The following is a 12,345-nucleotide window of genomic DNA, read 5'->3' on the forward strand; positions in this document are numbered from 1 at the left end:
AGCGCCACCTGAAATAATCCGGGTAACTGCAATTTGACTTTATCTGACTGATAAAAGAATTTTCTCGCTTAAATATGATTGAAAATAATCGAAAAGGAATTAATATGATCGAATGGCGCTTGGCTAAATGATTGTGATGTATTCGGCCGGCAGCCCTGACTATTTCCGCAATAAAAGCAGCGAGCAAAAACCATGAGTAGCTTATGCAATCTGGTCCGGCCCGGCGTTGTGACCGGCAGTGACCTGGACGCCGTGTACGCCGACGCCAAGGCAAATAACTATGCAATCCCGGCAGTGAATGTGATTGGAACCAATTCGATTAATGCTGTGCTGGAAACAGCACGCAATATTGGTTCGCCGGTGATCATTCAGCTCTCACAGGGCGGCGCCAGTTTTTTTGCCGGCAAAGGGCTCAAACTTCCCGGTCAGGAATCTGCTGTCTTGGGGGCAGTTGCGGCGGCTAATTATGTGCATCAGGTTGCTGCCTATTACGAGGTGCCGGTAATTTTGCATACCGACCATGCGGCGAAAAAATTACTGCCCTGGATTGATGGCTTGTTGGAAGCGGGCAGGGCACACCTTGAGCGCACCGGTAAACCGCTATTCAGCTCACACATGATTGATTTATCCGAGGAGCCACTCGCCGAGAATATCGCCATCAGTGCGCAGTATTTGCAAAAAATGGCACCCATGGGTATGGGCCTGGAAATTGAATTGGGTTGTACGGGCGGCGAAGAAGATGGTGTCGATAACAGTCACATGGATAAATCGGCGCTCTACACCCAGCCTGCTGATGTTGCTTATGCTTATCAACAATTAGCACCCATCAGCAAAAAATTTACCATTGCAGCTTCGTTCGGCAATGTGCACGGTGTTTATAACCCTGGCAACGTGCAATTAAAGCCCGCTATTTTGCGCGACTCCCAAACTTTTGTGAGTAAGGAATTTGGCCTGACAAAAAATGCCTTGGATTTTGTCTTTCACGGTGGATCGGGATCTGACCCGCGTGATATTACCGAGGCGATTCATTACGGTGTGGTAAAAATGAATATAGATACCGACACTCAATGGTCATTCTGGCAAGGTGTGTTGAATTTTTATCGCAATAATACGCACTGCCTGCACAGTCAATTAGGCAATGATAAAGGGCCGGATGCACCCAACAAAAAATTTTATGATCCACGGGTTTGGCTGCGTAGCGCCGAGGAATCTATGGTCGCGCGTCTTACAGAATCCTTTGTGCAATTAAATTGTGTGGGTCGCTACAAGGCAAAATAATGACTTTATTAAATGAAGTATTAACACAGGACAATACGCCTCAGGCTCTTATTGATGTGGTGGCTTGTATTGCCAATTGCTGCTGTCAAATTGCCGAGCAAGTCGGCCATGGCGCCTTGGGTGAAACGCTTGGCGCAACCGAGGCGGAAAATGTACAAGGTGAGGTGCAGAAAAAACTGGACATCATCGCCAATGATTTGTTGGTAGCTGCTCTGGTTGCACAGGGTTCAGTAAGAACGATTGCCTCGGAAGAAGAAGAGCATGCGCGTGTAGCAACCCACGGTGCACCCTACATTGTTGCATTTGATCCACTCGACGGTAGTAGCAATATTGATGTGAACGGTCAAATAGGCACAATTTTTACTGTGTTTAATGCCCGTGATGATGTGCCTGATCACAGCGAAGAACAATTTTTTCAAGCGGGCAGCAAACAGATTTGTGCGGGTTATGTGCTTTATGGCCCCTATACAACGCTGGTGATATCCACTGGCACCGCCGTGCATGAATTTACACTGAATAAAATGCGAGGCGAGTTTTACGCATCCAAACTAGCAATGGTTTTTCATGCGGGGATGCGTGAATTTTCTGCCAATATGGCCAATCTTTTTTATTGGCCGAAAAAGTTTCAGAATCATATCCTCGGTATGATTGCTCCGCAGTCGGCTAGTACACGTTTTACTATGCGCTGGCAGGGTGCGATGGTGGGCGATGTGCATCGCATACTGACACGTGGTGGATTATTTATTTATCCGGGCGATTCGCGGGATATCAAGCAGCCGGCCAAATTGCGCTTGCTGTATGAAGCTTTTCCTATGGCGTTATTAATTGAAGCTGCTGGCGGTTGTGCCTATACCGAACAGGGGCGAATTCTTGCGGCATCGCTAAATGAATTGCATCAGCGCACCCCTGTTATTTTGGGTGATAAGACATTCGTTAGTGAATGTTTTACTGCTTTGTCCGCTGCGGAGAAATGCATCGCGTAGTTATAAGGTTTTGTTAGGCCTTGGGTGTTGCTCATCCAAGTTGTCGTCGTCGCTTCGCCGGCTTAATTGCCGGCGTTTTTTATTGGGCATTTATAAGGTTAATCAAGATGCGTATCTGCTTTCACAGACGAACTGGTTTATGTTTCCTTATTCTCGTGGCATTGCTGACTGCATTATTAAGTTGTGCACAATTTGCTGATAATGGTCGCGCTAATCACAGAGATAGAACCGGCTATTTGTTTACTTATTTTGTAAAAAATGGCGAGGACGGTTTGCATCTTGCTGCGAGCCTCGATGGATTTCAATGGCAAAAAATTCCGCGTAGTGAAAATCATTGGCGGCCTGCGATAGGGAACTCCAAATTAATGCGTGATCCCAGTGTCGTCCAAGGGCCGGACGGAACTTATCATATGGTGTGGACATCTGGCTGGAACGAAAACAATATTGGTTATGCATCTACAAAGGATTTTATAAACTGGTCGCCACAGAAGGAAATACCTGTCATGGCGCATGAGCCGCAGGTGCGTAATTCATGGGCTCCCGAACTCGTATACGATAATATCAACCAGCAATTTATGATTTTCTGGTCATCGACTATTCCCGGAAAATTTCCGGAAACTGAAAATGCCTCCGAAGATAAATACAATCATCGTCTCTATAGCACTACTACGAAGGATTTTATTACCTTCACCCCAACGGAATTATTTTACGACCCCGGCTTTAGTGTTATCGATGCAACTTTTTTACGTTTCAATGGCAAGCTGCATTTTATTGTTAAAGACGAAACCCGCTTTCCACCCAAAAAGTATTTGCAGATAGCCAGTGCCAAGAGCATGGCTGGCCCCTTTGGACAATTAAGCCAACCTATCACCGAGCAAGGTTTATGGGTGGAGGGGCCGACAGGCGTACAAATTGGTGATGCGGCATTTATTTATTACGATGCCTATACCACCCATCGCTTTGGTGCGCTGCGTTCGACCGATTTGGTTAATTGGGAGGACGTATCAGCACAAATGCATTTCCCCGATGAAGGGACAGCACTACGTATGCGACATGGCACAGTGATTCCTGTGCCCTTGGCATTGTTGGAGGCGCTGGGGTTTGATTCGGAGAAGCATTAACCCTGAATTGCATTCAACCGTTTTTAAGTGCGTCTTTTTTGGCTAATACATAAATACCCAGACCCGCGATGGAAAGCACCAGGCCAACCCAACCGGTGGATGACCAGCCCAGTCCCAGATCAATCGCCCAGCCGCCCAGGAGGGCGCCAATCGCATTGGCAAAATTAAAGGCGGAGTGATTAAGCGCTGCTGCCAGGGTTTGGGCTTTGCCTGCAACATCCATTAAGCGGATTTGCAGGGCAGGGCCTATGGCCACAACCGTGCCCACAAGAAATACATTAATACAGGCGATCCACAATACATGGGCGCTGGCGACAAAGGCGCCGAGCACCAGCGCTGACCAAATCAGCGTAATGCGTACTGATCCCATGAGGTTTTTGTCCGCCATCTTGGCGCCGACTATGTTGCCGACCACCATGCCTGCACCAAAGAGGGCCAGAATAAATGGCACCCCCTGTTCAGTGAGTCCGGCAAGCGCCATCAAGCTGGGTTTGACATAACTGAATACCGCAAACATCCCGCCAAAACCTATGGCGCCAATACCAAGGGTCAACCAAACCTGTTTGTTGGCTAAAGCTGCCAGCTCACTGCGAGGGCTGGCAGATTTATCGCCTGGCGTATCTGGCAGCCAATAAAAAATCATCGCGGCGGATAAAAACGCTATTAGCGCAACGAAGATAAATGCAAAACGCCAGCCTAACCATTGCCCCAAAGCAGCGGCAAGTGGCACCCCCGCTAATGTTGCAAGCGATAACCCGAACATCGCCATAGCTACCGCTTGCGCGCGCTTGTGTACCGGTACAAGTGATGCCGCAACCAGTGCCGCTATTCCGAAGTAGGTACCGTGGGGCAAACCGCTCACAAAGCGCATGGCCATCATCCAGTAGTAATCTGCCGCAAATGCGCTGGCGAGATTGCCTAAAGTAAATAGCCCCATGAGTATCATAAGCATCAAGCGGCGCGAAATTCCGGCTCCGAGTAGCGCGAGGATGGGGGCACCCACAACCACGCCCAGGGCGTAAGCGCTTATGGTGTGACCGGCTTGAGGGATGCTAATAGCGAGATCGGTAGATACCTCAGGCAATAATCCCATAATCACAAATTCACTGGTGCCTACAGCAAAACTACCAACCCCCATAGCAATTAAAGGGCGCGCCACATCAATGCGATTCTGCGGTGGTTCTACAGCGAGCGAAGCCTCGCTAGAACTTACTTCTAACATCTATTAATAACCTGAGAAGGGAAAACACAAAAGGAGGGGGGTAAAGGTGAATATTCTAGATTTTTATGGTTTTAATGACAATAAGATTGCTTTTTACCTAACTAATCGCTCCGCGGAACAGAGGGAAACTGAGGCAAGAGCAGTTCAATCGTAGATAGATTTCTTTTTCCATTTGGCATTCTCCTCTTCAAATTGCTTCCACTCTTTGCTAGTGGATGCATCATCCGGAGAGGTTTTAGTGGCAGGAGTAACTGAAGGGGTACCGGCGGTGGGCTCACCGCTGGCGTCTGCTTTTTCTTGAAGCTTCGCAATTACGGCGTCCAGTTGAGTTATCTGTTTATCAAACAGCTGCTTGCCATTGCCGGATGTCAGCGCCTTGCGAGCTAAACCATAGTGGTGCACTGCCAGACGGATTTTGCCAAGTTGTTGTGCCTGGCGGGCATTAAATACATGGCCATCTACAGAAATCTGCAGTACCAGACGGTTAATTTGATCGGTATATGCTTCGGTTTGAACCTGATTAATATTGTTGAGCGCGGCCTGTTGAGCGACAAATTTCTGTAGTTCCTGCAGTAGGTGATTAGCCTCTTTAATTTGTTGCGGATTGTCTAATCTGACTTTAACTGTACTGGAGTTTTCCTTTTGTGCGGCTAGTAAGTTGGTGTAGAGGCTGAGGTTTTCCGCGTGGCTAGGGTCACCCGGCTCAAGGCGAGACAATTGCTCGCAGCAATCGATCAGCGCGCGATAAAGTAGCCCGGTCAAGTCGTTGGACAGAAAACCTGGAGGAAAACCTGTGGCTAAATCCCTGAATGCGTTGCGTCGTGCGCGCAGGGCAGTAATCAGCCTTTGACGTTGTATGCGTTTTTTTTCGATGGAATGAGAGATAAACAGGTAGCCCGCCAATAAAATCAGCAAAAGGAAAACTCCGGCTATTACATAGGCAGACATGATGGTTTAAGAACCTTATTGATTAATTGCTGGGCGAACTTATGCTCCAAGTATAGCACCGATAAAATGGCGCCAGAATTTGAATGAGTGGAATAAACTCCTGACCGCTAAGTGCTTGTTTCCTAAATGATAAAAAAAGAATTAAAAGTGTTGACACCTGAACCTTCCGTCCCTAGAATGCGCCCCACTTCTGACGCAGACGTTAACTTGAAAAAGTAAGCAGCTGAGTTGGATGGTCCGGGGTCCCCTTCGTCTAGTGGCCTAGGACACCGCCCTTTCACGGCGGTAACAGGGGTTCGAGTCCCCTAGGGGACGCCACATAGCGGGAATAGCTCAGTTGGTAGAGCATAACCTTGCCAAGGTTAGGGTCGCGAGTTCGAGTCTCGTTTCCCGCTCCAACTTCCTTAAGGAAGTTAAAAATTTGTAAACTGTTAGTGAAGTGAATTTTATTGTTGTCGCCAGATGACGATCAAAATGTCCCCTTCGTCTAGTGGCCTAGGACACCGCCCTTTCACGGCGGTAACAGGGGTTCGAGTCCCCTAGGGGACGCCACATTTTGCGGGAATAGCTCAGTTGGTAGAGCATAACCTTGCCAAGGTTAGGGTCGCGAGTTCGAGTCTCGTTTCCCGCTCCAATTCCTAATAGTTTATCGATTTCCTCATGTATGATTCCATTTTTTATTGTCTAGCTAGATTCATTGTTTAAACCAGAGTCTTGTCGTTTTACTACCAATATATCTGCTGCACACATCCTTGTGCATTCGCTTGTATTTTCTTGTTCAATGGTTGTGGTTAGTGCATTCGCATTATTTTTGCTCGTGCTTCCGCATAGCTAAAAGCTTGCTGGCCCTGTTTGGCCTGTTCGCGCTGTTCATCTAGCTGTTGAAATAAATTAATTTCATCATCCGGCATGTAATGTAGGCAGTCGCCGCCAAAAAACCAGAGTAGGTCACGGTAGAGTAGGGGCATAAGATGCGGGTAGTTGCTTACAACTCGACAAAGTAAAGCCTGACCTTGATCTAACCAATCAGCTGCTTGTGTATGGGTAGTCAGCTTATTCAGTGCGGTTAAAAACTCACTATTCGTTTCATCCGGGTTTTCCAGGCTAAATGGTGGTAGTTCTTTGATCTGGGTAACAAATGCCTGCAGCAATTCCAGATGATAAAAGTAATATTCTTTGTCGTATGGGTTCTCTTCAATACTTGAAATCGACATACTTCGCCTTTAATTGGGTTTGATTTTTTTGTATTCACTATTTCCGCGAGGAATTATGACTCCGGCACTTTCACTCAGAAATCTGCGTAAAGTTTACAACGAAAAGTTTGAAGCACTAAAAGGTATTTCGCTGGATGTTATGCCGGGTGATTTTTTTGCAGTATTGGGGCCAAATGGCGCTGGCAAATCAACCACTATCGGTATCATTAGTTCATTGGTTCGTAAAACAAGTGGTACGGTAGAGGTGTTTGGAAAAAATATTGATACCGATTTTTCTGCAGCAAAAAAATTTCTGGGTGTGGTGCCTCAGGAGTTTAACTTCAGCATGTTTGAGAAGGTGCAAGACATAGTATTGCAGCAGGCAGGTTATTACGGAATGAAGCCAGCAGAGGCTCAATCCCAAACTGAGCGTTACTTAAAACAATTGAGTTTATGGGACAAACGGAATACTCCTGCCCGTATGTTGTCTGGCGGCATGAAGCGCCGTTTGATGATTGCTCGTGCATTAGTGCATGGCCCTCAATTACTGATTTTGGATGAGCCAACTGCTGGTGTGGATATAGAGTTGCGTCGTTCAATGTGGGATTTTTTACGCGAGATCAATACTGCCGGCACTACCATTATTTTGACCACTCATTACTTGGAAGAGGCGGAAAGTCTATGCCGTAATGTGGCGATTATTGATCAGGGTTTAATAGTACAAAACACCAGTGTGAAAAATTTATTACAGCAGCTCAATAAAGAAGTATTTATTTTTGATGTGCAAGAAACCTTGTCATCTCTGCCGGTAATTGAGGGGCACAGGGTCGCCCGGATTGATGATCATTCTTTTGAAGTGGATATTGAAAAAGGGCAGTCGCTAAACACGGTTTTTGAACAGTTAACAGTGCAGCAATTTCGCATTATCAGTATGCGTAATAAAGCAAATCGGTTGGAGGAGTTGTTCGTATCCCTGGTGAATGCCAATAAGGATTCCTCCCAAGTTGGTAGTGAGGTCTAATTATGTCGATTAGTGAGCAGTGGATTGCGTTCATGACAATCCTGCGTAAGGAAATCAAGCGTTTTACCCGTATTTGGATACAAACTTTGCTGCCTCCCGCCATTACGATGATTTTGTATTTTGTGATTTTTGGAAAGTTGATTGGTAGTCGCATAGGCGATATGGCAGGTTTTAGTTATATCGACTTTGTTGCTCCAGGTCTGATTATGATGGCGATTATTACCAACTCTTACGCAAATGTATCTTCGTCATTTTTTAGTGCCAAATTCCAGCGCAGTGTTGAAGAAATTTTGGTGTCACCCACGCCCAACTATATAATCCTGTTAGGCTTTGTCATGGGAGGCGTGGCACGTGGGATGGCAGTAGGTGTTATCGTCACACTGATGGCCCTCTTTTTTACCGACTTAAAAGTAGCTCATTGGTTTATCACCCTGTTTATTGTTTTGATGACATCAGTTTTGTTTTCTTTGGCAGGTTTTATTAATGCTGTGTACGCCAATAGCTTCGATGATATTTCTATCATTCCGACCTTTGTATTAACGCCGTTAACTTACTTTGGTGGGGTGTTTTATTCCATTAGTTTGTTGCCTGGTTTTTGGCAGCAGGTATCTATTTTAAATCCAATATTGCACATGGTGAATGCATTCCGTTATGGCATGCTGGGTATAACAGATGTGCATATTGGCGCGGCATTTGCTGGTATAACCCTGTGTGTGATCCTACTCTTTGTTGTGGCTTTACATCTTTTAAAGACAGGCAAGCGCCTGCGCGCTTAAATTAATATGCGGGGTACACTATGAATCTCAATCCACTTGGTCAGCAGACGGAGTATATTTCGGTTTATTCGCCGCATTTGCTGTTTCCTATTTCGCGAGCCGAATCTCGTAAACTATTGGGAATCGGTACTACTTTGCCTTTTTTTGGAGAAGATATCTGGACTGCTTATGAGTTGTCCTGGTTGGACCCAAAAGGAAAACCGGTTGTTGCAGTGGCGGAATTTTTTATTCCCTGTGACAGCGAATTTATGATCGAATCGAAATCCTTTAAGTTATACCTGAATTCCTTAAATCAGACGCGCTATCAGAGTGTGGCTGAGGTGGAAGATTTATTGGTGAAGGATTTGTCGGCAGTTGCTTGTGCTATGGTACGTGTTCGCTTGTACCCATTGCTGCCTGCCCAAGCTTCGCATTGGCGGGCACAACCGGCGCACTTGTTAAATGCGGTTAGCTTAAATGGTATTTTGTTGGATGAATTACCGATTAGTGTGGACACCTACCACCCAGCACCTGAGTTGCTTAGCACTGCTAGCGAAGAAGTAAGCGAGTCTTTAGTGAGTCACTTGCTCAAAACAAATTGTCCTGTCACTGGTCAGCCAGACTGGGCGAGTATTTGTGTGAGCTATACGGGGTGTAAAATCGACCATGAAAATCTGTTGCGCTACATTATTTCTTTCCGTGAGCATCAGGACTTTCATGAGCATTGCGTAGAGCGGATATTTAATGATATCGCTGATCACTGCAAGCCTGAGTCACTTACTGTCTATGCGCGCTATACCCGGCGTGGGGGTTTGGATATTAATCCGTTTCGTTCGAGCAATCCCGAGGCAATACCAGCCTTGTTGCGTTTGGTGAGACAGTAGGTGTTCGCGTGCTTGTATAGAATAGGGCGCAAAAGAGCGCCCGATTTTTGATTCAATAAAAATAAGTTTTGCTTATACGATGACTTTATCTTTTAAGCGACTGGCAGCTTTTTCCAAGGTTTCAATTACTTTTTGCTTATCGTAGTTGCGCACCTTATCCATATCAAGATACATGGAAAATCCTTCAGCGCGGTCTTCAAAATAACTTTGGTTTTTCCCCATTTCCTTGCGCAAGTCGGCTACCTGATAAACTTTCACAGGCATAGAAAAACCTTTTACGGTTATCTCACCTTTATCGCGACACATAACGGTATCTTTTACCAGTGACCAGGTTTCATGGGAGATGAGTATTTCGTCTGGTTCTGCCGCGGACTCCAAGCGACTGGCCAAGTTTACTTGAGTGCCTAAGACTGTGTAATCCAAGTGATTGGAGGTGCCAAAAGTTCCAACTGTGCAGTAGCCGGTGTTGATGCCCATACGCACTTGCAGGGGTTTCTTAATGCCTTGGTTAAACCATTCAACCTGCATGGCTTTGATGCGCTTCTTCATTGCGATTGCCATGGCAACGCAACGTGTAGCATCGTCTTTTACTCCTTTGCTGCCGCTATCACCAAACAAAACCATAATGCCATCGCCCATGAATTTATCGATGGTGCCTCCATAGTGCGCGACAATTTTGGACATTTCTGTAAGGTAATGATTGAGTAGCTCGGTAAGTGCTTCGGCTTCAATTTCTTCAGACAGTTGACTGAAATCTTTTATATCGGAAAAGAAGACGCTGATACGTTTGCGCTCGGCTTGGAGGTGTTTGTCATCGCCGCGGTTAATGGCTTGCCATACGGTTGGTGGAAGGTAGCGCGATAGTTTGTAGGCGCGTATCTTGTGCCATTTTTGCTCATTTTCCAGTTGTTTTTGGCTGAGCATCATTTTGTGCAAACGTTGATGCATATAAATGGCATAAACCAGAAAATAAGTAGCTACACCAATTAAGCTGGCAGCGCTAATTTGGATATTGCTGGATAAAATCAGTTGGGGCTTGTGAATGAAAAGGCTGATAAGCACACCGGCGGCGAAGGCGGTATTGTCTTCCAGCAGCTTGCGTACGCCACCACTAATCAGAGCATTAAATTGGATCATGGTTAAAAACATGACGCAGGGTAATATGCTGAAGTCAGTCAGGCTGAGGACAATACCGATAAGAGCGGCATCCACGTAAGAAAGGATGCGGTTATTGCGTGCGGCTAGTTCAGGGACTTGTTTACGGGTGAAAAAATAAGTCCCGTAAGCATAGGTAAGTAGTAATACAATTACCCCAATATAGATGATGCTGGGTTTATGCCAATTGACAAATGATGCAAGGGTGCCCGAGGCAGCAAAACATATGAGTGCACGGAAATAATATTGTTGTACGGGCGTTTCCGTTTGCAGAGGCTGTGATTCGATCTTACTGGTCATTGGATTAAGCCTTATTGTTTTGTGCAGTAAGTTCCTCCTTGTAATTGATTACTTCCTGCAATAGGCGGGAATTAAACGGGTTTTTGGCAAAAAAGTCTACCGCTCTTATGTTGCCTATGAATTGTCATATTATTTGAATTTCAGTTCCAGATATTTTGCCTCTAACTCCGCATATTCTTTACGTAATTCGGCAAGCTCGGTGTGCATCTGTTCGCTTGGCCCGTCCTTGCTTGTTGCCTGATTGACGCTGGCATTTTTGAGTTGATCATTTTCTTTTTCCAGGTCTTCGATATTTTCCAGTAGGTCTTTGCTTTCCTGAGTAAAGTTATGCAGTGTTTCCTTTATGCGTAGATTCTCTTCTTCCAAGTGATGCTCATTGTCAATCATGTCTTCTTGCATGGCGATTTTTTCATTGGCCTTGCTGAGTTCTTCCTCTAGTAACTGTACGCAGGTATCTGACTCCTGAACAAAACGTATTTGACGCTGGAGCTGTTGTTCCAGTTCTTTTATTACTAAATCTTTTTCTTCCGCAGTAACTGCCTCTTCAAGTTTACGTTGCAAGTTACTAATAACCCTGTACTGATCGGCAGCGACATTGCGTAGCTTCATGATCTCTTCTGCTGCGCGAGGATCTTGTCTAATAATATTGATGGTTTTGTTTTCAGTGGGTTGGCCGGTAATAGCATTGCTTGTAGAGTGTATATACTGGTTCATGTTCTGATAGCTATCGTTGTATTGCCCCAATAAATACTCGTAGTGCTCTCTATCTGTGATGCCGTCTGCCATAGAGGAAAGTTCGTTGTAATACTGTTGTGCGTTTGCTTGTGCCTCATTCCAGCGCTTTTCAAGATCAAAAAACAGTTTTTTGAATTTTTCCAGGTTTTCGATGCGTTTTTTATAGGTTTCCAGTTCATCGCTATCTACCGATTCAGTGACTGACGATGCTGTTTGTAAGAGTGGCTCCAGGGTTTGTTGAAAAATATCCCAATAACCTTCGCTGCCTTGAACTGCGGTTGTACCTAATTCTTCTGCGCGTAAAAAGGCGTAACGTAAAGCAACGATTCGTTGGTTCAAGGGAACGTCACTTGGTTGTATACCCGCAATATCACTGCGCGGCGCTAAAAGGTTGAACCTGTCTTGGGTTAGCTCAAGTTGTTCATAGATAAATTGTTTGTACGGTTTTGCTTCAGAATTAGAAATCGGGCTACTATTTTGGATGACGTCCATAAACTCGCGCAATTTTTGCTGTTGTAAGCGCATTATTTTTTTTTGCTTGAGTACATTCATCAGCAGCGCTACAGAGGCTGCAAGCAGTAGTAGAAATGGTGTGGATATGGCAATTATTAATGTAGTTTGTTGCATAGATTCGCCGATAGTAAGGCTTGTTGTAAGTGTTTAGTTGCGTTTTTTGTGGGGCTTCAATAAAAACTACCTGTTGCCATAGGTAGGAATCAATTGAAAGTATGGTACATCTTTGCTCAATAT

11 protein-coding genes and 4 tRNA genes are annotated in these 12,345 nt (G+C 45.4%); 10 read left to right on the top strand and 5 right to left on the bottom strand.

Annotation, left to right across the window (positions count from 1 at the left end; genetic code table 11):
• Nucleotides 1–192 precede the first annotated feature (192 nt).
• Genes fbaA through ACFODX_RS05870 form a run of 3 tightly spaced genes read left to right on the top strand, consistent with a single transcriptional unit; the run spans nt 193 to nt 3,382 of the window.
• On the top strand, nt 193–1,278 hold the full coding sequence (fbaA, locus tag ACFODX_RS05860; RefSeq protein WP_378117049.1) for a class II fructose-bisphosphate aldolase: 1,086 nt from the start codon (nt 193–195) through the stop codon (nt 1,276–1,278).
• On the top strand, nt 1,278–2,261 hold the full coding sequence (locus ACFODX_RS05865) for a class 1 fructose-bisphosphatase (protein ID WP_378117051.1): 984 nt from the start codon (nt 1,278–1,280) through the stop codon (nt 2,259–2,261). Before fbaA ends, ACFODX_RS05865 begins: the two co-directional genes overlap by 1 nt.
• Nucleotides 2,262–2,281: 20 nt before the next feature.
• Nucleotides 2,282–3,382, top strand: coding sequence for a glycoside hydrolase family 43 protein (locus ACFODX_RS05870; protein ID WP_378117053.1), 1,101 nt, complete (start codon nt 2,282–2,284; stop codon nt 3,380–3,382).
• A gap of 13 nt (nt 3,383–3,395) precedes the next feature.
• Here ACFODX_RS05870 and ACFODX_RS05875 read toward each other — a convergent pair whose 3' ends face one another.
• The gene (locus ACFODX_RS05875) at nt 3,396–4,604 is read right to left on the bottom strand and encodes an MFS transporter (protein ID WP_378117055.1); all 1,209 of its coding nucleotides are present in this window, start codon (nt 4,602–4,604) and stop codon (nt 3,396–3,398) included.
• A 144-nt stretch (nt 4,605–4,748) separates the two neighbouring features.
• Complete coding sequence (locus ACFODX_RS05880) at nt 4,749–5,552, bottom strand: hypothetical protein (RefSeq protein ID WP_378117057.1); 804 nt, start codon at nt 5,550–5,552, stop codon at nt 4,749–4,751.
• 242 nt (nt 5,553–5,794) lie between these two features.
• On the opposite strand from ACFODX_RS05880, the gene ACFODX_RS05885 reads away from it, so the two are divergent.
• The 4 genes from ACFODX_RS05885 to ACFODX_RS05900 all read left to right on the top strand — a co-directional run bounded on the left by ACFODX_RS05885 (nt 5,795) and on the right by ACFODX_RS05900 (nt 6,186).
• Nucleotides 5,795–5,870: transfer RNA gene (locus tag ACFODX_RS05885), tRNA-Glu, on the top strand.
• Nucleotides 5,871–5,874: 4 nt separating this feature from the next.
• Nucleotides 5,875–5,950, top strand: a tRNA-Gly gene (locus ACFODX_RS05890).
• 78 nt (nt 5,951–6,028) lie between these two features.
• Nucleotides 6,029–6,104 (top strand) — tRNA-Glu (locus ACFODX_RS05895).
• A 6-nt stretch (nt 6,105–6,110) separates the two neighbouring features.
• Nucleotides 6,111–6,186 (top strand) — tRNA-Gly (locus tag ACFODX_RS05900).
• Nucleotides 6,187–6,343: 157 nt separating this feature from the next.
• Here ACFODX_RS05900 and ACFODX_RS05905 read toward each other — a convergent pair.
• Nucleotides 6,344–6,766: a PA2817 family protein gene (locus ACFODX_RS05905; protein WP_378117059.1), complete on the bottom strand. Its 423-nt coding sequence runs from the start codon at nt 6,764–6,766 to the stop codon at nt 6,344–6,346.
• 55 nt (nt 6,767–6,821) lie between these two features.
• Here ACFODX_RS05905 and ACFODX_RS05910 point away from each other — a divergent pair, with 55 nt between their 5' ends.
• From ACFODX_RS05910 to queF, 3 genes are read left to right on the top strand one after another with little or no spacing between them, the layout of a single operon-like run.
• Nucleotides 6,822–7,766 (top strand): ABC transporter ATP-binding protein, encoded by a 945-nt coding sequence (locus ACFODX_RS05910; RefSeq protein WP_378117061.1) that lies wholly within the window; start codon nt 6,822–6,824, stop codon nt 7,764–7,766.
• 2 nt (nt 7,767–7,768) lie between these two features.
• Entirely contained in the window at nt 7,769–8,542 is a 774-nt protein-coding gene (locus ACFODX_RS05915; RefSeq protein WP_378117063.1) for an ABC transporter permease, read from the top strand.
• A gap of 20 nt (nt 8,543–8,562) precedes the next feature.
• Nucleotides 8,563–9,405, top strand: a complete 843-nt coding sequence (gene queF / locus ACFODX_RS05920; protein WP_378117065.1) for an NADPH-dependent 7-cyano-7-deazaguanine reductase QueF — start codon at nt 8,563–8,565, stop codon at nt 9,403–9,405.
• A 72-nt stretch (nt 9,406–9,477) separates the two neighbouring features.
• On the opposite strand, the gene ACFODX_RS05925 is transcribed toward queF, so the two are convergent.
• Both ACFODX_RS05925 and ACFODX_RS05930 read right to left on the bottom strand, forming a co-directional pair.
• Entirely contained in the window at nt 9,478–10,860 is a 1,383-nt protein-coding gene (locus tag ACFODX_RS05925) for an adenylate/guanylate cyclase domain-containing protein (protein WP_378117067.1), read from the bottom strand.
• Between the two features lie 129 nt (nt 10,861–10,989).
• On the bottom strand, nt 10,990–12,222 hold the full coding sequence (locus ACFODX_RS05930; protein ID WP_378117069.1) for a hypothetical protein: 1,233 nt from the start codon (nt 12,220–12,222) through the stop codon (nt 10,990–10,992).
• Nucleotides 12,223–12,345: the final 123 nt, after the last annotated feature.

This window comes from Cellvibrio fontiphilus (genome assembly GCF_042646205.1).
Lineage (GTDB): Bacteria > Pseudomonadota > Gammaproteobacteria > Pseudomonadales > Cellvibrionaceae > Cellvibrio > Cellvibrio fontiphilus_A.

What these genes read in the sequence shown, in the direction of transcription:
- ACFODX_RS05880 (WP_378117057.1), bottom strand. Translation starts at nt 5,552, where the DNA reads ATGTCTGCCTATGTAATAGCCGGAGTTTTCCTTTTGCTGATTTTATTG.
- ACFODX_RS05925 (WP_378117067.1), bottom strand. Translation starts at nt 10,860, where the DNA reads ATGACCAGTAAGATCGAATCACAGCCTCTGCAAACGGAAACGCCCGTA.
- ACFODX_RS05915 (WP_378117063.1), top strand. Translation starts at nt 7,769, where the DNA reads ATGTCGATTAGTGAGCAGTGGATTGCGTTCATGACAATCCTGCGTAAG.
- ACFODX_RS05865 (WP_378117051.1), top strand. Translation starts at nt 1,278, where the DNA reads ATGACTTTATTAAATGAAGTATTAACACAGGACAATACGCCTCAGGCT.
- ACFODX_RS05910 (WP_378117061.1), top strand. Translation starts at nt 6,822, where the DNA reads ATGACTCCGGCACTTTCACTCAGAAATCTGCGTAAAGTTTACAACGAA.
- queF (WP_378117065.1), top strand. Translation starts at nt 8,563, where the DNA reads ATGAATCTCAATCCACTTGGTCAGCAGACGGAGTATATTTCGGTTTAT.
- fbaA (WP_378117049.1), top strand. Translation starts at nt 193, where the DNA reads ATGAGTAGCTTATGCAATCTGGTCCGGCCCGGCGTTGTGACCGGCAGT.
- ACFODX_RS05905 (WP_378117059.1), bottom strand. Translation starts at nt 6,766, where the DNA reads ATGTCGATTTCAAGTATTGAAGAGAACCCATACGACAAAGAATATTAC.
- ACFODX_RS05875 (WP_378117055.1), bottom strand. Translation starts at nt 4,604, where the DNA reads ATGTTAGAAGTAAGTTCTAGCGAGGCTTCGCTCGCTGTAGAACCACCG.
- ACFODX_RS05930 (WP_378117069.1), bottom strand. Translation starts at nt 12,222, where the DNA reads ATGCAACAAACTACATTAATAATTGCCATATCCACACCATTTCTACTA.